This is a genomic window from Pseudomonas sp. KH_024_B2, assembly GCF_057839965.1.
Window position 1 is genome coordinate 4,362,558 of the sequence record NZ_CM174502.1, and the last position, 20,358, is coordinate 4,382,915.

The 20,358-nt window shown below is 57.1% G+C and carries 27 protein-coding genes and 1 tRNA gene; 13 read left to right on the forward strand and 15 right to left on the reverse strand.

Translation table 11 applies throughout. The annotated features are described in order from the left end of the window. Positions 1-15 precede the first annotated feature (15 nt). From AC3I0A_RS20315 to AC3I0A_RS20325, 3 genes are all read left to right on the forward strand, one after another. The gene (locus AC3I0A_RS20315; RefSeq protein ID WP_489374170.1) at positions 16-900 is read left to right on the forward strand and encodes an alpha/beta fold hydrolase; all 885 of its coding nucleotides are present in this window, start codon (positions 16-18) and stop codon (positions 898-900) included. Between the two features lie 249 nt (positions 901-1,149). Next, positions 1,150-1,223 (forward strand) — tRNA-Gly (locus AC3I0A_RS20320). Positions 1,224-1,418: 195 nt separating this feature from the next. Beyond that, positions 1,419-2,207, forward strand: coding sequence for an alpha/beta hydrolase (locus AC3I0A_RS20325; RefSeq protein WP_489374172.1), 789 nt, complete (start codon positions 1,419-1,421; stop codon positions 2,205-2,207). A 1-nt stretch (position 2,208) separates the two neighbouring features. On the opposite strand, the gene AC3I0A_RS20330 is transcribed toward AC3I0A_RS20325, so the two are convergent. The 3 genes from AC3I0A_RS20330 to AC3I0A_RS20340 form a co-directional block, all read right to left on the reverse strand. After that, entirely contained in the window at positions 2,209-2,721 is a 513-nt protein-coding gene (locus tag AC3I0A_RS20330) for a DUF6644 family protein (protein ID WP_489374173.1), read from the reverse strand. Continuing rightward, positions 2,721-3,071, reverse strand: a complete 351-nt coding sequence (locus tag AC3I0A_RS20335) for a DUF6152 family protein (RefSeq protein ID WP_489374175.1) — start codon at positions 3,069-3,071, stop codon at positions 2,721-2,723. Before AC3I0A_RS20335 ends, AC3I0A_RS20330 begins: the two co-directional genes overlap by 1 nt. Positions 3,072-3,142: 71 nt before the next feature. Continuing rightward, positions 3,143-3,463 carry a hypothetical protein gene (locus AC3I0A_RS20340; RefSeq protein WP_489374176.1) on the reverse strand — a complete coding sequence of 107 codons (321 nt, stop codon included), beginning with the start codon at positions 3,461-3,463 and terminating at the stop codon, positions 3,143-3,145. A gap of 364 nt (positions 3,464-3,827) precedes the next feature. Here AC3I0A_RS20340 and AC3I0A_RS20345 point away from each other — a divergent pair, with 364 nt between their 5' ends. Together AC3I0A_RS20345 and AC3I0A_RS20350 are read left to right on the forward strand one after the other, a co-directional pair. After that, positions 3,828-4,151, forward strand: coding sequence for a type II toxin-antitoxin system RelE/ParE family toxin (locus AC3I0A_RS20345; protein WP_489374178.1), 324 nt, complete (start codon positions 3,828-3,830; stop codon positions 4,149-4,151). Further along, entirely contained in the window at positions 4,148-4,450 is a 303-nt protein-coding gene (locus tag AC3I0A_RS20350; RefSeq protein ID WP_489374180.1) for an addiction module antidote protein, read from the forward strand. The genes AC3I0A_RS20345 and AC3I0A_RS20350 overlap by 4 nt, the downstream gene beginning before the upstream one ends. 159 nt (positions 4,451-4,609) lie before the next feature. Here the strand turns inward: AC3I0A_RS20350 and tam are convergent, their stop codons facing one another. Next, on the reverse strand, positions 4,610-5,377 hold the full coding sequence (gene tam, locus AC3I0A_RS20355) for a trans-aconitate 2-methyltransferase (RefSeq protein WP_489374182.1): 768 nt from the start codon (positions 5,375-5,377) through the stop codon (positions 4,610-4,612). Between the two features lie 299 nt (positions 5,378-5,676). On the opposite strand from tam, the gene AC3I0A_RS20360 reads away from it, so the two are divergent. Continuing rightward, positions 5,677-5,856: a type II toxin-antitoxin system HicA family toxin gene (locus AC3I0A_RS20360; RefSeq protein WP_489374183.1), complete on the forward strand. Its 180-nt coding sequence runs from the start codon at positions 5,677-5,679 to the stop codon at positions 5,854-5,856. Positions 5,857-5,893: 37 nt separating this feature from the next. Continuing rightward, a complete protein-coding gene (locus AC3I0A_RS20365; RefSeq protein WP_489374185.1) occupies positions 5,894-6,301 on the forward strand; it encodes a type II toxin-antitoxin system HicB family antitoxin in 408 nt (135 codons plus the stop codon). Positions 6,302-6,502: 201 nt separating this feature from the next. On the opposite strand, the gene AC3I0A_RS20370 is transcribed toward AC3I0A_RS20365, so the two are convergent. The 4 genes from AC3I0A_RS20370 to AC3I0A_RS20385 form a co-directional block, all read right to left on the reverse strand. Continuing rightward, positions 6,503-7,585, reverse strand: coding sequence for a type I restriction endonuclease (locus AC3I0A_RS20370; protein ID WP_489374187.1), 1,083 nt, complete (start codon positions 7,583-7,585; stop codon positions 6,503-6,505). Positions 7,586-7,800: 215 nt separating this feature from the next. After that, positions 7,801-8,304: a DUF4142 domain-containing protein gene (locus tag AC3I0A_RS20375; RefSeq protein WP_489374188.1), complete on the reverse strand. Its 504-nt coding sequence runs from the start codon at positions 8,302-8,304 to the stop codon at positions 7,801-7,803. Between the two features lie 79 nt (positions 8,305-8,383). Next, positions 8,384-8,542, reverse strand: a complete 159-nt coding sequence (locus AC3I0A_RS20380) for a con-10 family general stress protein (protein WP_489374189.1) — start codon at positions 8,540-8,542, stop codon at positions 8,384-8,386. 175 nt (positions 8,543-8,717) lie between these two features. Then, the gene (locus AC3I0A_RS20385) at positions 8,718-10,004 is read right to left on the reverse strand and encodes a diguanylate cyclase domain-containing protein (protein ID WP_489378560.1); all 1,287 of its coding nucleotides are present in this window, start codon (positions 10,002-10,004) and stop codon (positions 8,718-8,720) included. On the opposite strand from AC3I0A_RS20385, the gene AC3I0A_RS20390 reads away from it, so the two are divergent. From AC3I0A_RS20390 to AC3I0A_RS20410, 5 genes are all read left to right on the forward strand, one after another. Then, the gene (locus AC3I0A_RS20390; protein ID WP_489378617.1) at positions 9,891-10,391 is read left to right on the forward strand and encodes a hypothetical protein; all 501 of its coding nucleotides are present in this window, start codon (positions 9,891-9,893) and stop codon (positions 10,389-10,391) included. The two genes, AC3I0A_RS20385 and AC3I0A_RS20390, sit on opposite strands and share 114 nt — an antisense overlap. A 35-nt stretch (positions 10,392-10,426) precedes the next feature. Further along, a complete protein-coding gene (relB, locus tag AC3I0A_RS20395) occupies positions 10,427-10,666 on the forward strand; it encodes a type II toxin-antitoxin system RelB family antitoxin (protein ID WP_489374191.1) in 240 nt (79 codons plus the stop codon). Beyond that, positions 10,656-10,940 carry a type II toxin-antitoxin system RelE/ParE family toxin gene (locus AC3I0A_RS20400; RefSeq protein WP_489374193.1) on the forward strand — a complete coding sequence of 95 codons (285 nt, stop codon included), beginning with the start codon at positions 10,656-10,658 and terminating at the stop codon, positions 10,938-10,940. The genes relB and AC3I0A_RS20400 overlap by 11 nt, the downstream gene beginning before the upstream one ends. A 132-nt stretch (positions 10,941-11,072) precedes the next feature. After that, positions 11,073-12,254 carry a multidrug effflux MFS transporter gene (locus tag AC3I0A_RS20405; protein ID WP_489374195.1) on the forward strand — a complete coding sequence of 394 codons (1,182 nt, stop codon included), beginning with the start codon at positions 11,073-11,075 and terminating at the stop codon, positions 12,252-12,254. Positions 12,255-12,394: 140 nt separating this feature from the next. Further along, the gene (locus AC3I0A_RS20410; RefSeq protein WP_489374197.1) at positions 12,395-13,414 is read left to right on the forward strand and encodes a DUF4917 family protein; all 1,020 of its coding nucleotides are present in this window, start codon (positions 12,395-12,397) and stop codon (positions 13,412-13,414) included. Between the two features lie 88 nt (positions 13,415-13,502). Here AC3I0A_RS20410 and AC3I0A_RS20415 read toward each other — a convergent pair whose 3' ends face one another. The 4 genes from AC3I0A_RS20415 to AC3I0A_RS20430 form a co-directional block, all read right to left on the reverse strand. Then, the gene (locus tag AC3I0A_RS20415) at positions 13,503-13,847 is read right to left on the reverse strand and encodes a YegP family protein (RefSeq protein ID WP_489374199.1); all 345 of its coding nucleotides are present in this window, start codon (positions 13,845-13,847) and stop codon (positions 13,503-13,505) included. A 285-nt stretch (positions 13,848-14,132) separates the two neighbouring features. After that, on the reverse strand, positions 14,133-15,365 hold the full coding sequence (ltrA, locus tag AC3I0A_RS20420) for a group II intron reverse transcriptase/maturase (RefSeq protein WP_489372898.1): 1,233 nt from the start codon (positions 15,363-15,365) through the stop codon (positions 14,133-14,135). Between the two features lie 599 nt (positions 15,366-15,964). Beyond that, entirely contained in the window at positions 15,965-16,270 is a 306-nt protein-coding gene (locus AC3I0A_RS20425; RefSeq protein ID WP_489374200.1) for a ribbon-helix-helix domain-containing protein, read from the reverse strand. Positions 16,271-16,284: 14 nt separating this feature from the next. Continuing rightward, positions 16,285-16,866 carry a DJ-1/PfpI family protein gene (locus AC3I0A_RS20430; protein ID WP_489374202.1) on the reverse strand — a complete coding sequence of 194 codons (582 nt, stop codon included), beginning with the start codon at positions 16,864-16,866 and terminating at the stop codon, positions 16,285-16,287. Positions 16,867-17,233: 367 nt separating this feature from the next. Here AC3I0A_RS20430 and AC3I0A_RS20435 point away from each other — a divergent pair, with 367 nt between their 5' ends. Next, positions 17,234-18,154 carry a DMT family transporter gene (locus tag AC3I0A_RS20435; protein ID WP_489374203.1) on the forward strand — a complete coding sequence of 307 codons (921 nt, stop codon included), beginning with the start codon at positions 17,234-17,236 and terminating at the stop codon, positions 18,152-18,154. On the opposite strand, the gene AC3I0A_RS20440 is transcribed toward AC3I0A_RS20435, so the two are convergent. From AC3I0A_RS20440 to AC3I0A_RS20450, 3 genes are all read right to left on the reverse strand, one after another. Then, positions 18,147-19,364, reverse strand: a complete 1,218-nt coding sequence (locus tag AC3I0A_RS20440) for a class I SAM-dependent methyltransferase (protein ID WP_489374205.1) — start codon at positions 19,362-19,364, stop codon at positions 18,147-18,149. The genes AC3I0A_RS20435 and AC3I0A_RS20440 overlap by 8 nt on opposite strands. Positions 19,365-19,497: 133 nt before the next feature. After that, the gene (locus tag AC3I0A_RS20445; protein WP_489374206.1) at positions 19,498-19,860 is read right to left on the reverse strand and encodes a hypothetical protein; all 363 of its coding nucleotides are present in this window, start codon (positions 19,858-19,860) and stop codon (positions 19,498-19,500) included. Then, complete coding sequence (locus AC3I0A_RS20450; protein WP_489374207.1) at positions 19,857-20,141, reverse strand: Ogr/Delta-like zinc finger protein; 285 nt, start codon at positions 20,139-20,141, stop codon at positions 19,857-19,859. The genes AC3I0A_RS20445 and AC3I0A_RS20450 overlap by 4 nt, the downstream gene beginning before the upstream one ends. Positions 20,142-20,358 lie beyond the last annotated feature (217 nt).

Consider the following 20,358-nt stretch of genomic DNA (forward strand, 5'->3'; position numbering starts at 1 on the left):
CAGGAGTCTTATGACATGAGGCCAGAAATCGCTGTGCTGGATATACAGGGTCAGTTTCGGGTCTACACGGAGTTCTATCGCGCAGATGCCGCAGAAAAGACCATCATTCTGGTCAACGGCTCAATGGCCACTACTGCGTCCTTTGCCCAGACCGTGAAAAACCTGCACCCGCAATTCAATGTCGTGCTTTACGATCAGCCCTATGCGGGCAAGTCCAAACCCCACAACCTGCATGAAAAAATGCTCACCAAGGAAATCGAAGGACAGATCCTCCTGGAGCTGATCGACCACTTCGCCGCCGAGCATGTGCTGTCGTTCTCCTGGGGCGGCGCTGCAGCATTGGTCGCCTTGGCCCATCGTCCACGGCGGATCGAAAAAGCCGTGATCAGTTCGTTCTCCCCAGTGATCAACGAACCGATGCGTGACTACCTCGAACGCGGTGTCGACTACCTCGGCAGCCTGGACGGCGACCGGGTCGGCAACCTGGTGAACAGCACTATCGGCAAACACCTGCCATCGCTGTTCAAACGTTTCAACTACCGCCACGTCAGCTCCCTGGCCGAGCACGAGTACGGGCAAATGCACTTCCACATCAGCGAGGTGCTCAACAGCGATCGTCAGTGCTACCTCAACGCGGCCAAAAAAATCGACATACCCTTGCTGTTCATGAACGGCGAATGGGATGAGTACACTGCCGCCGACGATGCCAGAATCTTCGCCAACCATGTGCAGCACAGCACCTTCAGCACCATCCAGGCCGCCGGGCACTTTCTCGACATGGAACATAAAGCCGCCTGCCGAGACAGCCGCCACGCCTTGCTGGGATTCCTGAAGCCGGCTCAACCAGAAAGCCGACCGCGCTACCAGTACGTCCGGGATCACCATGCATTGGCAATTTGAAATAGCGTCATCGCGGGCAACCTTGCCTCTCTAAGAACTCCACATTCCCCTGGAGCAAGGCTTGCCCGCGAAAGACCGCAACGCGGTCTCTCATTTCATCTCTGCGCCCCTGATCGTCAGCGCTGACCCCAGCCGCCGTCGACGATTGAATGCTGCCCGCCGCTTTCCGAAAAAACCGCGCAAACACAATTTCCCCAAAGAAAAACTTCAAATCCCCGCCCACATCTGGTACAAAGTCAGCCGCTCTGAGCGGGTGTCGTATAATGGTATTACTCCAGCTTCCCAAGCTGATCACGCGGGTTCGATTCCCGCCACCCGCTCCACTCAATTGAGTTCAACGTCGCGATGGTTTTGACGGGGGATGTAGAGACAAGAAAAAACCGGTCCAGGTGGCCGGTTTTTTTATGGGTGGGATTTAAGCAGGAATGACCTGGATGCTGGGTACCTTCTGGCAACTATCGATGTACTACACTCTGACAGCGCTCAAGCGATAGCCGTCGTCAGGCCCAGAGCAGTCCATGTCGTCCACTAAAGTTAGCCGAATGTCGCGAACCCTGATGTCTCTCTTCGCATTCGTTGCCGTTGCGTACCTGGTGCTCTGCATGGCGCTGTTTGTGTTTCAACGCGCCCTCATCTACTACCCGCAACCACGCGCCATCGACGCACCCGAATCGCTGCTGACGCTGTCAGTCGCCGACGCGCAGGTGCTGGTGACCGTCAGGCCGCACGACGGCCCGAAGGCATTGATCTACTTCGGCGGCAATGCCGAGGACGTTTCCCGCAGCCTGCCCGGGTTCTCGCAGGCTTTTGCGGATCATGCGATCTACTTGCTTCATTACCGAGGCTACGGTGGCAGTTCCGGCTCGCCTTCGGAGGAGGCGATTCAGCGTGACGCCATGAGCTTGTTCGACAGGGTCTACAACGCCCATCCCACTATCGCCGTAGTCGGGCGCAGCCTGGGTTCGGGCGTCGCCGTGCGCCTCGCCAGCCAACGCCCGGCCTCGCGGCTGATCCTGATCACGCCCTACAACAGCCTTGAAGACCTCGCCGTCCGCCAGTTCCGCTGGTTCCCGGTAAAGTGGCTGCTTCAGGACAAGTTCGAATCCTGGAAATACGCCGCTCACATTACGGTCCCGACGCTGTTGATCGCGGCCGAGCACGACGAAGTCATACCGCGCTCAAGCACGGAACAGCTCTACACGCATTTCGCCAAGGGCGTGGCCTCGCTGCAGGTCGTACCGGGCACGGGCCACAACTCGATATCCGAGAGCCCTCAGTACCTCAGGCTGATCGGTGCCGCGTTGTGAGTCAGGTGTAGGCCAACAGCCGGCCGCAAAGCACCACGGTGACCCATAACGCCATCGAAAGCACTGCCTGTACTTTTGCAATTGCCGGTGCCGCGGTGCCCGTGTTCCACCGGGTGACTGAACGGTATACACCGACGTGGAAAAGGGCTGCGTTGGCCCCCGCCGTAGCGATCAGGCACAGCTTTAAAATGAAAATATCGTTGCTGGCGAAGTCATGGGGATGTGCCGAAAACATCATCAGGCCAGCGGGTACGATCAATATCAGGGCAGCGACGGACCATGTCAGGAGATGGCGAGCCAGGGCCGTCACCGGAATATCTTTGGACAGGCCGAGCACCCGCAGATCGAACATGACGACCGAGCCGACAAGCACCACGAACCCAATGATGTGAACCACCTCGACTATCGGGTAAAGCCACAGCTCGCTTCGCATGGCTATCCCGAGTGTCGAGCCATCCAACCAGTCCAGCCAGCTTTGCGGACCTGTCCCCGAGCGGGTACTTGTGGTGTCCATCAGCGCAACTCGGTGGTTTTATCGCCGATGGTGATGCGTTCGGCTCGCAGTTCATCGGGCTTGTTTCGATTCGGATAGCCGACCACGGTAGCCGTCGTACCGACATTCAGCATGTCCTTCGACAGCCCACGGTTCTCCATGCGCGATGGAGGTGCCAGGACGATGATCCACGTCTTGTCGACTGTTTTGAGACGCAGGAGCCCGTGCGGATGGGAATAGCCGGATTCCTCTATCGTTCCGTTCAGCTGCAAGGACTTGCTGGAGTCATACTCACTCCAGCCGTGATGTGCGAACGCCGCAGTGGCCATCAGTAGCGATGACAGTCCGATACTCCTGAGCAAGAGGTTCATGATGCGGTTCTCCTGTTGCAGTCATTGATTAGCGTCAGTCGTGTCGAGAACAGCGGTGCCCGAACAACCGATCAATCGTCGCCATCGCATTTGACCTCTTTCTTGTACTCATCCCGCTTGGCTTCAATCTTGACCTTGCATGGCCCGTCCCTGTACTCGTCCTTCCACTCGCCTCGACGCCAACTGGCACCGCGGCCATCTGGGCATTTGATCTCTTCCTTGTATTCATCGCTTTTGGATTCGATCTTTACCTGGCACGGTCCGTCCCGGTACTCATCCTTCCACTCGCCACCCTCGCGTCCGCCTCGCCAGTGATCCGCTGATGCCGGCGTCAAGATGACTGAGCTCATCGCAGCCACCAGCCACATGCCCAGCATGGGTCTCGCACTCATTTCACTTCCTCTGCAATTAAAGACTATGCGACAGGCCAGGCTTGCTCATCGCTCACCGTATCGGCGTCCTGATCGTAACGATGTGCCTGCTGGTGATACGACAACGATCTGCGGCAGCTTTCTCCTTTGGCGAGACGAAATCGTGGGCTAATCGTCGGGAAGGAAACACGTCACCTATGTCGATCAGTGGCTTTACCGCGACACTCGACAAAAAACCGGCCCCAACAGGCTAATGCCGGCCGCGCTGGCGCGTTTGTCGGTCCCCGGGCCTTGGGCAGCCGTTTCGCGCATCAGGTGGTGGTCGGGTTCGAAGCTTGCGTCGCCCTGCTTGTCCTCCAAGTAGCTTAAAAGCTACAATTTACCCATGCACGAAATCCGACACTATTTGACTGAAACAGGTCGCGACCTTTACCAAGAGTGGGTTGACCGCCTCAAAGACCGTACGGCCAAGGCCAGAGTGACCATGCGGGTCAACCGTATGGCGACAGGAGCATTTGGAGACTGCAAGCCTGTGGGTGACGGTGTCTGGGAGTTGCGCGTAGATCACGGCCCTGGTTATCGGATCTATTACGCTCAGGCCGGGAAGAAGATTGTCCTGCTTTTGTTGGGTGGAGATAAGCGCCATCAGCAAGCAGACATCGACAAGGCCATTCAATACTGGGGCGATTATCAGAAGAGGAAGCCATGAGCAGAACACGTAGCCACGACGAGGCTGTCGTCGAGATGATTCGCAAAGATCCAGAGTTTGCCGTTGAGTATCTTCGGGTTGCATTTGAAGAACTGGACGAAGAAGGTGGTGAAGCTGGCTTCCTCGCCGCACTGCGTCACCTGGTAGAGGCCCGCGGTGGTATGGCTGAGATTGCCGAGAAAGCCGGTCTATCCCGAGAAAGCCTTTACCGCGCCCTCTCCCCCAAAGGGAACCCAACGCTACGTACGATGTGTCGGGTGGTGCACGCTACGGGGCTCACCTTTGCGGCCATTGCATAATGGCTTGCACCAAATTCACCACCGCCACCAGACTAAAGATTTCCATTAACTGACTGGCATTGGTCCCAGTGGCGGTTTTTATCGTGGGTGCAGTTTAAGTGCTGCTTTCAAGGTCCGCGTCCAGCCGAAAAGTCTGAAAGGACGGCTCTTCGGCCATCTTTACCGCGTCGCCACTATGAACAACCGTGGAAATGGCAGCAGTACCCCGCCATCAGCCAACACGGGATACGCCTGTTCGATCGCCGCGGTATAGCGCCTCAGGTACTCCTCTCGCTCAGCTTCGCCGAGTGGATCAAGGAAGGGTCGCAGGCCACTGCCCTTGAACCATTCCACCACCGCAGCGGCGCCTGCGAGGGGGTGATGGTAAGTGGTGCGCCACACATCCACCCGCGCACAGCTTGAACGCAACAAATCGTAGTAGCTGTTTGCATCGGCCATCGCCGGCCGCAGGCCAGCGGCGCCGGCGAGTTTGTCGGCCCATGGGCCTTGGGCAGCCGTTTCGCGCATCAGGCGGTGGGCGGGTTCGTTGAGGTTATCGGGCATCTGAATGGCCAGGCTGCCACCTGGAGCAAGCCGAGCCACAAAAGACGGCAACAGGCTCGTGTGGTCAGGCACCCATTGAAGAACGGCGTTGGCCAGAATCACATCAAACGGGCCAGGCTCATCCCATCCTTCGATGGCCGCCGTGTCGAACTGAATATTCGGCAAACGCTTGCGGGCGGCTTCGATCATGTCGGGCGAACTGTCCAGCCCACGGACCTTGGCATCCGGAAAGCGCGCCGCCAGCAGCTCTGTCGAGTTACCGGGGCCGCACCCGATATCGATGACGGAACGCGCTTGCGTCGTGGGTACAGCGGCCAGTAGATCGCGCGCCGGACGCGTGCGTTCATCTTCAAAGGCAACATATTGCTTGGCAGACCAGCTCATCGCGCGCTCCTGTCGATTTGGTTCTTTGTGCTGACGGCCAGGCACGGTACATCGACAAGCGTGCTTCGCCCCTGCGCTCGCTAAGGTATGCCGTGGCTGACATTCGGGCAATCATTGCCAAGGCCCGAAAAGATTCAGAAACACTTCAAGCCCCTACGCTATCCGCACTATCGCGCCTCGCCTTTCTACACTTCGACCCTTAGCACTTATCACCATCCATCAGTTTTTTCGGTGGTTATAGTGTTGATAAGAAAATATCAGTAGGTATAGTAACCACCTACACACCACATGGAGGTGATGTGAATAGCCGATTTTTGATATGCCAAATCGTCGCTGACGGCTGGTATCTGGTAAGGGTCAGAGGCAGTCATCACCATTTCAAGCATCCAACGAAGCCCGGGCTGGTGACGATCCCACATCCGAACAAGGATCTACTGAAAAAGACGGCCGCAAGCATTTTGAAACAGGCCTTGCTTTGATGAAGCGTCTGCACACGGTCCGCGGAGGACAACGAACATGCTTTACCCAATTGCGATTTCAATGGGCGATGAAGCACACGCCTGGGGCGTAGAAGTGCCGGATATTCCTGGCTGCTTTTCGGCCGGCGATGATCTGGACGATGCCATGGCCATGGCACGGGAAGCCATCGAAGGGCACTTCGAAATTCTGGCTGAGGACGGCGCCCCGATCCCTCCAGCCAACAAAGTCACCGTTCATGCGGCCAATCCGCAATACGCGGGTTGCACCTGGGCTGTGGTTGATATCGATGTGACCAAGTACCTTGGCAAAGCGCAAAAACTCAACATCACCCTGCCCGGCTACCTGCTGACCCGTATCGACGAGTACGTGCTGCATCACCCGGAAGAGAAAAGCCGCTCGGGGTTTCTGGCCTCGGCAGCGCTGAAGGTGTTGCAGCAAGGGTGATGGAACACCTGCTCGGGGTTCAGCGCTGAGCGTTTTTCCTGCACTTCTTTAATCCATTGAGATTGATATCAAAATGACCATTCCAGATAGATTGAGGCCTGAAAAACCCGACAAAAAACGAAGCGTTCCTCGCAAAAGTACCGCTTAACTGAACGGCATTAGCCTTGAATGGCCGGTTTTTTTCTGGTTGCGCAGCAGCGTTTAGTCGTAATACCCAACCGTTTTTTTCAGCCGATCCGAGTACTCGTAGATTTCATCGATAGAGCTAATCGGATGCCGGGTTTCAACCTTTTCCTCGTCAAAAATCCCGATGTACTTCTGTGTCCGATTGAAGTGCAAACGGCAAATCGGTTTGCGGTTGTTGTCATCGAGCAAGATGCCGAAATAGCTTTGTGTGTCTCGCTGCACGATGCGCTTGGCATCTACGACTGAGCGCACCACAGCGCGAACAATGTGATAGCCCTCCAGTTCTTCAAGAGTGGTCAGAACCCGGTCTGCTTCATCACGTTCCTCTAATTCCGAAGCACTTGCTCCAGAAACGGGAAGTGAAGGCAACGCAGGTTGAAGGACGCCACTCATCGCTGACTTGAGACGGTCATTGATTTGATCATTGAGAAACTGGCCGATCGCTTTTCTGGTCAGTTCTTGAAACTGCTCTCGGACTTTCTGGGTGATAACGCCGTCGTACACTCGTGAAGCGAAGACTTTGACGAAGTCGTCGTCAGGCTTGCTGACTTGGGAAGCAATGACCTTTTTGATCTGGCTGACATATTTCAGCTCACCTGCCGCGTTGATGATCGAATCCACATCGAACGCGGACTTGGTCAGCTTCGTCAGCTCGGGGACCGAGTATTCATCAATATCAAGGAGGTCGAGTTCCAGAAAGGGTTTCTCGTCCATCTTGTTGGGTGCGTCCAGGTCGGTGAAGAATTTGTAGACTTGGCCGTTGGTGAGGATCGAGATTCTGGCGCTGGTGACATGGAAGTAACGGAATAGCTGCGAGGCGTGGTTGATATGCAGCGGCTCACCGATTTTCTTGCACTCGATGAGGATCTGGACCTCCCCTTCTTTCATGATCGCGTAGTCGATTTTCTCTCCCTTCTTTGTTCCCACATCACAGACAAACTCCGGGGTCACCTCCGTCGGGTCGAAGACGTCGTAGCCCAATACCGTGCTGATAAAAGGCATGACAAACGCATTTTTAGTCGCTTCTTCCGTCTGGATCGCAGCCGCTTGCAGACGTACCTTGGCGGCGAGACTTGCTAGCTTTTCGAAGAATTCCATGAGTGGCCTCTTACCTGTTCCGATCCGTGTATGAGCATGCTGGCAAATTGACTGCCCTTGATACTAGACACAAACCGGCACAAAGAAAGAATCCGGCGAAAGATAGGAATAGAAGAAGAGAATTCCCACAAGGTTCTTCGTGGCGGTGAGGCTCAACAGCCGGCGGGTGACGTCCGGTCACCCGCAGTACTTTGATCGACCGTCCATGGGAAGGGCTAACGGCTGGCTTGCAACGCCCTGGCCCTTTGCAGATGGTTTTCCAGTTTGGGCAGGGTTTCTTCGGCGAAGGCTTTTATTTCGGGTACTTGGGTAGTCTGGGCTTGTTGTTGAAGCTGCTCGATAGCCTCCTGAGTGGTTTTCACCTGGCTGGCGACGTAAGCCTTATCGAACGTATCCCCCTCCTGCACCTCGGGCATCAGGGTCTTGGCCTTGTTCACCACTTCTTCTCTGTCGGCGACGGGCAGTTCGAGTTTTTTGGCGATTTTGGCCAGATGCTGGTTGGCCGTGGTGCGGTCGTTGATGACCTGAATGGTGTAATCCTTGACCTCTTGGGAAGCGGACTTCTGGTGCGCCAGGCGGCTGATTTCAATGTCGGCGACGCCTTTGGCCGAGGCGTCGTCAATGAATTCGGCAGGCGATTGTGCAAAGACACTGCTGGCGCCAAGTCCCAGCAGCACGGCAAAACTGGCGGTGCGTATTCGGCTGGCTATCCGGCTCATGTGTCGTGCCTCGTTGAAATGACAATTCAAGCGGGAGCTTGCGCTCCCGCCTCTCGATCACTGACTAGCTGCGGCCGCTTCAATGGCTGTGCTGGCCGCCTTTACGGCCTGCTTTGGCTTTTCCAGGGTCTTTGTCGACGGTCATGGTGGTGGTTTTCCCACCTTTACGCCCCGATTCAGTGGCCTTGGTGCGGTCGTTAGCGGTGTGTCCCATGTGCGAGCTTTTTGAGGTAGGCATGATTCTCTTCCTCTTGGTGAATGATTACGGCGAGCGATGCCCGCATAGAATCTGAATTTTTACGGCCACAAAGGTTTAGAAAAGTTGCGTCTGCCGCGACGAACGGTGGCGGTAAAAACGCAAAAGCCCGATCAGTGATCGGGCTTTTGCGTTACCAGGCAACTGACTATTGAACTCAGTCCTGGGTTCGCTGCACACGCTTGACCGCATACATCGCCTCATCGGCGTGTTTGAACAGTTGCTTCTCTTCAGTGCCGTGTTCGGGATACAGCGCGATACCGATGCTTGGCAGGATGCTCAGGCTATGGCCGTCCAGGCGTAGTGGCTGGTTAAGGACGTGATGGATCTTTTTGTCGACGATGCTGGCGTCCTCCGGCCCCTGAATGCTGTCGAGCAGAACGACGAATTCATCGCCGCCGATACGCGCCACGGTATCGGTTTCGCGCACACAACCTTTGAGCCGATTGGCGACGGCTTGCAGCAGCAGATCGCCGACCGCGTGCCCATAGGTGTCGTTGACCTGCTTGAACTGGTCGAGATCGACATACAGCAGCGCCACTCGCCCGGACTCCTTTTTGGCCTGCGCGAGCGCCGCCTTCACCCGCTCGTGGAGCAATTGTCGATTAGGCAGATGGGTCAAGTGGTCGTGCTGCGCCATGTACTGCAACCGGGCAAGCAGTTGCTTGCGCTCGATGGCCGCCGTGACTTGCGCGCAGACGTATTGCAGCAGCTCTTTGTCTTGCTCGGTGTAGCGCTCGCCGCCGGGTGTGCTTTTTACGATCAGCGCGCCAATGGTGCCCTTCTGCGAGTTGAGCGGCACCCCCAGCCAGCAAGGTAAATCCTCACCGTTGATCAGCTCCGCAAACCCGGAAAGCGGGCCGTAGTTGTCGGGGGTCAACAGGATCGGCTGACCGCTGCGAATCACTTCGGCGCACAGGCTGCCGGTCGCCGTGCCTGCTGGCTCCGGACCTTGCTCATGATCGTCGACATGGTAGGGAAAACTGATTTGCCCGCACTGTTCGTCGTACAGCGCCACGGAGAAATTCAGCGCCGGCAGCCATTCGCCGATGATCCGATGAATGCGCTCGAACAGTGCCAGCAAATCCTCGGCGGCATGGGCCGCTTCAGAGATCGCATAGAGCGCCGCCTGCCTGGACTCGGCCTGTTTGCGCTCGGTGATGTCACGGGCCACCGCGATGCGCAGTTGGTCGACCTCGGACCAGCGCGCCGACCACATGATATGCGCCACTTGCCCGTCCTTGCGCAGATAGCGGTTCTCGAAATACGGCTTGGGTTGGCCGTCCATGATTTCCCGGGCAGCCTGCAAGGTCCGGGCACGATCAGCGGGATGGACCATTTCGATCATCGGCTGGCCGATCAGCTCGTCCGCTGTATAGCCAAAAATACGCTCGCAGGCCGCGCTGACAAACACGAAGCGGCCCTGGGCATCGACCGCGCACACGGCATCCAACAAAAGATCGATGTAGCTCGCCAGCGGCGCGGAGTTATTGGTTGCCATTCGAAATCGATACTGCCCGTTAAAAATAATGCGCTGGGTATCAATCCATCGATCCGATCGACGGCGGTCGCCGCTGATCTCTGTTTGCTGTCGCAGCCCTGCGATCAGCCTCAAGCCTTGTTCGCCAACAATCCTGGCACCGCATGCAGCAAGGCATTGATGAACATCAACCCCGCCTATCCGGGTGATTGCCAGCTCATGCCGCTGGTACAGAGCGCCAACAACTGCGATGAGAATAGCGTATGCAACGATCCCGCCAATAAAACTCAAGAAGATCAGCCATGGCAACATCGACCCGTTCATGGTGCCTGGCCCCTCATGAACATGTAGTATGTTGTATTACACATCACTACACGGAGATCATCATGTCCGTCATGTCCTTGCGTTTACCTGACGAAATCGCTGACACCCTCGCCCATTTGGCAAAAGCCACCGGCCGCAGTAAGTCTTTTCTCGCCGTTGATGCCTTGCGTGAATACCTGGCGCGAGAAGCCTGGCAAATCAACGAAATTCAGCAAGCGTTGAAAGAAGCCGATGCCGGTGACTTCGCAAGCCCCGATGAAGTGAAAGCGATAGCTGACAAGTGGGGTGGCAATGCGCGTTGAGTGGCTGCGTACTGCACTAAAAAATCTCGATGACGAAGCAACGTATATTGCACTGGAAAATCCGACTGCCGCTGCAGACTTCGTCAAAGCCATCTTCGCCAGCGTAGAACATCTTGCTCAATTTCCTGCCATTGGCCGTGAAGGGCGCCTACCTGGCACCCGGGAGTGGGTGCTACCGGATCGTCCTTACTTGATTCCTTATCGAGTCCGTCACGGACACTTACAGATTTTGCGTGTTTTCCATACCCGTCGGCTGCCGCCAAGTGCCTGGTAAAGCGCAGCGACGGTAAAGTGTGACGGATCCTATTGCCCCTCAATTACGCACCGTCGCTTTCTCAATCTGCCCATTCAGGCTTGCTACAGAATCGCGGTCGGGATATCCGCCATTGAAAAGATAAGGAAATCAATGAAGAACAGAACCACTCTGGTCATCACCTGCTGCACGGTTTTTATGGCTCAACTGGGCATGAGTATTTATTTGCCTGCCCTGCCTGAAATTGCCCGGGACCTGTCCGCCGACGCCTCACAGGTCTCATGGGGAATGGCGGTGTATTTGATCGGCATGGCGTTGCCCATGTTGTTCTGGGGCAGCCTTGGCGAACGCATTGGGCGCAAACCGGTGTTGCTCGCTGCGCTGGGTATTTATGCGCTGGGTAATATCGCCCTGCCTGTCGGCACGTCCCTCGAGTCGTTTCTTGCGTTGCGGCTGGTTCAGGGGATTGGCGCCAGCGGCATTTCGGTCATGACCCGGGTGCTGATACGCGACAGTTTCAGCGGCAACCTGTTGGCCAAGGCGCTCTCCTGGTTTTCGATTTCCTTTGTGATCGCCTTGGGCATCGGCCAGTATCTGGGCTCGATGTTGCAAGCCGCTTTCGGCTGGCAGGCGATCTTTTATGTGCTGGGCGGCGCGAGCCTGCTGATGGGCTGGGTTGTGTCACGAATTGCTTTTCCTGCGTTACCTGAGCGGGAACATCAGCACTCAAGTTGGCACAGCTATACCCGCATCCTCTGCCACCGGGCTTTCTTGTTTCCGGCGCTTGCCGGCGGCCTCGGCTACGGGGTGATCATCGCCTTCAACACGGCAGCGCCACTGATTCTGCAAGGCCCCTTCAACTGGTCAGCCATTGAATACGGGCTCTTGGGATGGCCGATCAGCGCCGCTTATTTTCTCGGCGCAGTGGCGGTCAACAGGTTCGTGCTGCGCACCGGTCAACGACGCTTGATGAGTTGGGGAATGGCGCTGGTATTGGCCGGCAGTGCGACCATGCTTTTCGGCAGTCTGTTCGGTGCCACACTGGCCGTACTGTTCTGGTTGCCCTACTGTTTCGCGGTATTCGGACAATCGCTGATTTACCCCATCAGCCTGTCACTGGCCAATGACGGCTCGCCCGTCAGCGGTGCCTATGCCATGGCGTTGAGCGGCTTTTTCCATCAACTCATGGCCGCCATCATCGGTGGGTTTGCCAGCCTGCTGGTAAGCCAACAGGCATGGCCGTTGGCTCTGCTGTGCACGCTGCTGGCCTTGGCCACGATGCTTTGTGTGCTGCTCATTCCCCGCCCGCAACTGAACGAAAAAAGCCTCGCATGAATCTTCTTGGCTGGGGCTGGACCGCTAATACTGCCTACAGGATCGACCCATCAGTGGATGGCGTATCTTGATCTGGCTCAAGTCCCGGTCGTGATAAAGTCTGCGCCCTGCACACCTTCTGCCTTGAGACGACGAACGCGATGACGGATTTCCAGGAATTTGATGCCGAACTTGAAGACTGGAACGCGTTGCGCGCAACCACCTCGTTCACCGGCCTGCTGGTGGGTAACGGCGCCAGCCGTGCAGTGTGGGATGACTTCGGCTATGACTCGCTGTTCGAGAACGCCCGAACCGTTGAAGAAAAGCCCCTGAGCCAGTCCGAGCTGAGCGTCTTCGAGGCCATGGGCACACGAATTTTCGAGCAAGTGCTGAGCGCGTTGAAGACCACCAGCCGGGTCAACAAGGCTCTGGCCGTCAGTTCGGCCGCGCCACGCAATCGCTACTACGCGATCAAGGAAGCGCTGATCAACACCGTGCATGGGGTGCACATCCCCTGGCGCCTGATACAAGCGTCGAGCCTGGCGAAGATCAATCAGGAACTGGGCAGCTACCCAACGGTGTTCACCACCAATTACGACCTGCTCAATTACTGGGCGATCATGCACGACCCGCTGGCCATTACCGATCTGTTTACCGGCGCTGATTCAAACTTCGATTTGAGCAAAACCCAAGCGGACAAGGCGCGCGTTCTCTACCTGCACGGCGGCCTGCACCTGGTAAGAAATTCGGATGGTACCGCACGCAAGCTGACCTCGACCGAAGGCACCTTGCTTGGCAGTTTCGCCATCAACAACACCATCAAGACCCTGGACGATGTGCCGCTGTTCATCAGCGAGAGCACGGCCCAGGACAAGCTCAAGACCATCCGCAGTTCGGACTATCTATCCTTCTGCTACGAGCAGTTGCTGAGCCACAACGGCGCTTTATGCATTTTCGGTCACAGCCTCGGCGAGCAAGACAGCCATATCGTCCACGCCCTGCGCCAGGCGAAACTCAAGACCATCGCCCTTTCGATCTACCCGCGCAGCAAGGCGTTTATCCAGCATCAGAAACGCCATTACAGCAAGTTGTTTGAGGGTGTGGACGTGAGGTTGCGGTTTTTTGACTCGAAGAGCCATGGATTGGGGAATGCGCAGCTTTCGGTGCCGGTAGAACGTTAAGGGGTGACCTCACCGGCCTCTTCGCGAGCAAGCTCGCTCCCACAGGTATTGTGCTGCTCTTGTGGGAGCAAGCTTGCTCGCGAAACGGTCAAAGCACCGGCAAGGTTTTGTCCTTCACCACGGTGCTCGGCCCGTTGGCCTTGACGCTGGCAATACCTTTGTCTCGTGCCGCATCAGAGGAATAGGCTTCACTGCCACCGATGACCTGATGATTGGCGGCCTTGAGGTTGAAGTACGGATGGCCGTCCTTGGTGGTCTTTTTCTCGTAGCGTTCATCCTGCGGACTGTTGGCCTGAACCGAGGCGATGCCGCTCTCGGCAGCACTGCGGGTGGTGTACAACTCGCTGGTGAGAATGGTTTCGGCGTTGGCCGCCTTAAGTACAAAGCGGAACTGACCATTGCTGCTTTTGCTCAATTCGTACCATCCAGACATGGTGCTACTCCTGTCGATTGATAAGGCTTGCTGCGCCATCAGAGTAAAGACTGTGTCCAGCGTTTAGCCAATATCGAGCGCGGATTCCATGAAGGTTTTCCGGTCGAGAGTCTGGTTGCCTGATAAATCCAATCGCGAGCAAGCTCGCTCCCACATTAGATCCGTGGCGTATACAAAATGTGTGTCTGATGCGGTCAAATGATTGGGTGGAGGCAACGGGCTTGTGCCCGTTACCCCTCCCACACCACCGGACGTGCGGTTTTCCGCATCCGGCGGTTGAACAGCTCAGCAAGGTGCTGAGGCGAAGTCCTGCGGCGTCCACAGTCCCCAGCGACGCATCATGTTCAGACTCATCGCCTGCTGCATCACCGGGTGGCGCGCCGCTCGCCAGGCACCGTCGTGGAAGCTTACTCGCGCGAGTTGCCGGCTTGCGATACCAAGCCCGCGCAGTTTGCGCATTCGTCCCTCACGACTGTGCCAGCGCTGCCAGAAACATTTGCGCATATGTCGGCGAGTCCATTGCGATAACCGCTTGAAGTCGTCCTTCACCCAGCGGAAGTATTCGTACCACCCCCGGATGTAACGTCCCCATTGAGCCACGAGTTCGGTGCTCGTCAGACTTTGCCTGGCCGACCACAGCTCGCGAACTTTCTTGCGGTATTTCTTCACGGTCTTGCCGGACAGTTGGCCATTCCCTTGTTCGTCGATGTTGTAACCAAGGAAGTCGCGATCCCAAGGCCGTCCCGTTCCACTCTTGCTGGCACTCACTTTGAGCTTGAGGTGTTTCTCTATCCAAGCCGTCACACTGCCCAGCACGCGATCCGCACTGCGTTCGCTGGTGACATAAATCACCAGGTCGTCGGCGTAGCGACAAAAGCTCAGCCCTCGGGCTTCCAGCTCTTTGTCCAGTGCATCCAGATAGAGGTTGGCAAGCAGCGGGCTTAGCGGGCCTCCTTGCGGAGTTCCGGCCGTCCTTTTGACCCGCTGACCGTCCAACAGCATATCCGCTCGAAGCGTCTGACCGATGTAACTCATCAGCCGCTTGTCACGGATATCCCTGGATATGAGGCTCATCAACCTGTCGTGATTGACCTGATCGAAGAAGGCTTCGATGTCGATATCCACGACCCAGGTCTTGCCTTCCAGGACAAAGGCCTTGGCGGCTCGTATGGCATCGAGATTGCTCCTGCCTGGCCGGAAACCGTAGCTGTGTTCGCTAAATTTGGCATCCCACAGCTGCGTCAGGTGCTGCTGGACCGATTGCTGGATCAAGCGATCCTGCGTATTCGGAATGCCCAACAGCCGCTCCCCGCCTTGCGGCTTGGGGATCCTGAGACCTTTGACAGGACCCGGTTTATAGGTCCCGTCCAGAAGCTTGCTCTTGATGGCCGGCCAATGCGTTTGAAGGTGTGCGGTGAGTTCGTCGGTAGTGATTCCGTCGACCCCTGGCGCCCCTTTGTTCGACCGGACCTTCTTGAGCGCTCGGTGCATATTCTCCTTTTCGACAATCGTTTCCATGCAGGTTTCGCTCAACACGTCTCTATTCCCGTTCCGTCTGCCTGCTGACTCGCCCCTTCCTTGCGCGCATTGGTCGAGGTCCACCCGACTTTCCCACGCACGGCCTTCCCGCTACGTGCCACATGGCATTTCCGGGTGCGGTTTCAAAGGGCTCTCGCTTTGTAGGCAGTAGTCTATGGTGAGTGTTTCTGTTCTTCAGCCCTTCGCTCCAGATCCATTACGACCCTTCTTCACTACTACGGCATCTGCTGACTTCTCGCGGGCTACGCCCGCGAGATCTCCCCGGGTAAGGTGCCAAAACCTTCGGCTCGGGCCGCCAAGCTCTACCTGATGCGTCTTTCGGTGACGGTTGGATTTCGTGGCTCCCAGCACACTTATCGCCCGCATCCGGCCTCGCTGCTTGTTCGTGTTCCTGCGGTCGCGCCTTTGCTACACGCTTCTTTCAGGCTGGCCTCGCGGCTTCCCCCTTGCGTTTCGCTACAGTTCTCGTCACTCATTCTGGTCACCACTTTTCAGGTGACTGGCTTTGGCCCATGCCGGGCACACTGGGAGCGAGCTTGCTCGCGATGAGGCCATCAAGGTCAACTTAAAACCCAGCCCTACTTCACCGCCGAACGCACCACACTCAACTCCGGCGTCACCGCGCGCCGCTGGGTCAGATAGCGTGTGCAACTGACCCGCAGGAACGAGGCGAAATTCACCACTTCGCCGCGGTAGTCCATCACCTCTTCATACAGCTTGGCGATCAGTTGGTTAGTGGTCATGCCGTCGACCTCGGCAATCTCGCTGAGCATGTCCCAGAACTGGTTCTCCAGACGCAAAGTGGTCACCACCCCGCAGATGCGCAGCGAGCGGGAACGTGATTCGTAGAGAATCGGATCGGCTTTGACGTAGAGCTCGCACATGGGACATCCCTCCTTTACAGCGTGATTTTGGTACCCAGCAAACCAAGGAAGCCCGCCAGCCAGCTCGGATGTGCCGGCCAGGCCGGAGCCGTCGCCAGATTGCCTTGAACGTGGCCTTCAGTCACCGGGATATCGATGTACGTACCGTCGGCCAGTCGCACTTCCGGGGCGCAGGCCGGGTAGGCGCTGCACTCACGACCTTCGAGGATACCCGCCGCCGCCAGCAATTGCGCACCATGGCAGACCGCAGCAATCGGTTTACCGGCCTTGTCGAAGGCTTGCACCAGTTGCAGGACTTTTTCGTTCAAACGCAGGTACTCCGGGGCGCGGCCACCAGGCACCAGCAACGCGTCGTAATCGGCAGCATCGACCTTGGCGAAGTCGAAGTTCAGCGCAAACAGGTGGCCCGGTTTTTCGCTGTAGGTCTGATCGCCTTCGAAATCGTGGATCGCAGTGCGTACGGTTTGACCGGCGGTTTTATCCGGGCATACCGCATGCACGGTGTGACCGACCATCAGCAGCGCCTGAAACGGCACCATCACTTCGTAGTCTTCGACATAATCGCCGACCAGCATCAGAATTTTTTTAGCGGCCATGGGAATAACTTCTCTCGCAGAAATACGTGGGCAACAAGAGTATTCAAGGTAGTCCTTATCCGTAGGGGTAGGTAATAACCAGCTACTACGCAGGTGTGAGAGCCTTTGTGGCGAGGGAGCTTGCTCCCGCTCGGGTGCGCAGCAGCCGCAAAACCTGTGAATGCGGTGTGCCTGCCAAAATTCGATTGCAGGTTTTAGGGCCGCTTCGCGACCCAGCGCGGGCAAGCCCGCTCGCCACAGGGGCCAAGGTGTGGCTGATAACAGCGTCGAACTGTACGGACAATTCTGCGCCCAGCTGTAAGAGCGCAATCTCGAGGTTTATGGCTAGATGAAAGCCACTCCGCCACCCTTGATTCTGGTTCCCGTTATGTCTTCGCGCGAAAACACCGGCATGGCTCTTGGCCTGCTCGGCGTCATTATCTTCAGCCTGACCCTGCCCTTCACGCGAATCGTCGTGCAGGAAATCCACCCGTTGCTCAACGGCCTCGGTCGCGCGCTGTTTGCGGCGATTCCGGCAGCACTGTTGTTGCTCTGGCGTCGGGAGAAATGGCCGACCTGGAAACAGATCAAAGGCCTGAGCCTGGTGATCGCCGGGGTAATTCTGGGGTTCCCGGTGCTCTCGGCCTGGGCGATGCAGACACTGCCGGCGTCCCATGGCGCACTGGTCAACGGTTTGCAGCCGTTGTGCGTGGCGCTGTATGCCGCGTGGTTGTCCCATGAGCGGCCGTCAAAAGCCTTCTGGGCCTGTGCGGCGCTGGGCAGTGCACTGGTTTTGGCCTATGCCTTGATCAGCGGTGCCGGCAGTATTCAGGCGGGCGATTTGCTGATGCTCGGAGCGATTGCCATTGGTGGTTTGGGCTACGCCGAAGGTGGCCGATTGGCCAGGGAGATGGGCGGTTGGCAGGTGATTTGCTGGGCGCTGGTGCTGTCGACGCCACTGCTGATCGGGCCGGTGACCTACCTGGCGCTGCAGCATCAGGGGGAAATTTCCAGCAAGACCTGGTGGGCGTTCGGTTATGTCTCGCTGTTCTCGCAATTTATCGGTTTCTTCGCCTGGTATGCCGGGCTGGCCATGGGCGGCATCGCCCGGGTCAGTCAGATCCAGTTGCTGCAGATCTTCTTTACCATCGCCTTTTCGGCGCTGTTCTTCGGCGAGCACATCGAGCCGATTACCTGGCTGTTCGCCGTGGGTGTGATCGTCACCGTGATGCTCGGACGCAAGACCAGCGTGCGCCCGGCTCAGCCAGGCACATTGCCGTCAGGGGTTGCGCTCAAGCCCTTTAAATAAGCAGCCCGTCGGCCCGCAACAGGGTTTCCAGGCAATGCTCGCTGATGTTGTAGAAGGCTTTGAGCTCCTGAATCCTCACCAGCAGCTGAGCCGGATCGACCGGTTCGGCGCGCTTGACCGCCAGAATCATCTTGTTCTTGTTGGTGTGTTCCAGCGAGATGAACTCGAACACCTTGGTCTCGTAACCGCAGGCTTCGAGGAACAACGCTCGCAGACTGTCGGTAACCATTTCCGCCTGCTGGCCCATGTGCAGGCCGTATTGCAGCATCGGTTTGAGCAGCGCCGGGCTCTGGATTTGCAGGCGGATCTGCTTATGGCAGCACGGTGAGCACATGATGATCGAGGCGCCGGAACGAATGCCGGTGTGAATCGCATAGTCGGTGGCGATGTCGCAGGCATGCAGCGCGATCATCACGTCCAGCTCGCTCGGGGCCACACTGCGCACATCACCACATTTGAACACCAGCCCCGGATGATCCAGCTTTGCGGCTGCGGTGTTACACAGCTCGACCATGTCTTCGCGCAACTCGACGCCGGTCACCTCGCCTTCGGCTTTCAGGGTATTGCACAGGTAGTCGTGGATCGCGAAGGTCAGGTAACCCTTGCCCGAACCGAAATCCGCGACCTTAACCGGCTTGTCCAGCGCCAGCGGCGAGGACGTCAGGGCATGGCTGAAGACCTCGATGAACTTGTTGATCTGCTTCCACTTGCGCGACATCGCCGGGATCAGCTCGTGCTGCTTGTTGGTCACGCCCAGGTCGGCAAGGAAGGGCCGGCTCAACTCCAGAAAGCGGTTCTTCTCGCGATTGTGCTCGGCGGACGGCACTTCGCGCTGCTGTTGGGTCTTGCCCTTGAACAGCGAGCTCTTGCCCTTTTTGCTGTACTCGAGCTGCACTTCATCGGTCAGCGACAGCAGGTGCGCGTTCTTGAACGACTCAGGCAACAGGTCGGCAATCGCCGCCACACCGTCGGCCAGCGAGAAGTTCTTGGTGATGTCGCGGGTCTTGTAGCGATAGACGAAGGACAGGCACGGCTGCTCCTTCACGGTCAGTTGCTTGATGATCAGCCGCTGCAGATCCGCGTCGCTACCAACGTACTTGGCCAGCACCAACTTGATGAAGGAGTTTTGCGCGAGGCTGGTGTCCAGCAGATTCAAGAACTGCGCGTGATGATCCGGCGCGAGGCTGGCGGGAGTTGCGGTGACTGACATGTAAAAAAGTGCCTCGGGCGGTGCGGATCGGGAATGGCGGGTATTTTAGGAGGGATGGAGTTTGAGGGCACGGGATTATTTTCAGACGGGCCCGGATCGGGGGATCCAGACCCTGAATACAACGGTCGCAACCTTAGGGTTCAACCAGGCGCAACCGACGACTCGCCGGGGAATTGATGATGTGCTTGACGATCAGCCCCACCGGCACCGCCCAGGTGAGGCCGCTGGCCGGGTCAGTGACCACCGCTACAGTTTCGGAGCTGGCGGCGATATCCAGGCGTCGGCGATCATTGAGGGATTTCAGCGCTCCATAGGCATGGCTGACCAGTTTTTCCGCGAGATGCATCGGTACCTCCAATCCCTGCAAATGCTTCACCGCACGGCAAAACAGCAATTGATCGTCGTGGGGGTATTCGCTTTCATGTCGAGTCAAAAACACTTGTGCCGTGGCCAGGAGCTCAGCATTCAGTTTCTGGCTCTCGCCCATGTCGTTCATGCTGACGACTCCATTTCTTGTTCCGCCGACGCCCTGCTCACCTCAACAGGCCGCGCTGCACGACGCAGTTCGGGCCCGGCGCTCGGTAATCTGACGGAGGGGTTGGGCATGCCGCTCGGGGAAAGCTCATGGGTCATCTCGAACTCTGCCCGAACTGACCAGCCGCATGCTTCTGACGTACATTGCAGGTACGCCACTCGTAAGAAGATATGTCTGCCTTCACTGGTTCGAATGCGCATCCGATTCAAACAGTGCGGGCAAACCATTTTGTAGGTACTCATGCTTGGCTCCGGGATGTTAGTGGGTGGCAATCAACTTGATCAAAGGCAATACAATGTATTGACAGAGCCGATAAGACCCTGCGGATGACGTTCGCCAGAAAAGACCAAGTGAACCTGACAAGCGCGTAGTTGGTATACGTAAAGGCTGCGGGAAATTTCCCTGATACTATTAGGAAGTTTCAAAATTAAGTTCGTCTGATTCATAGTTAATAGTTGA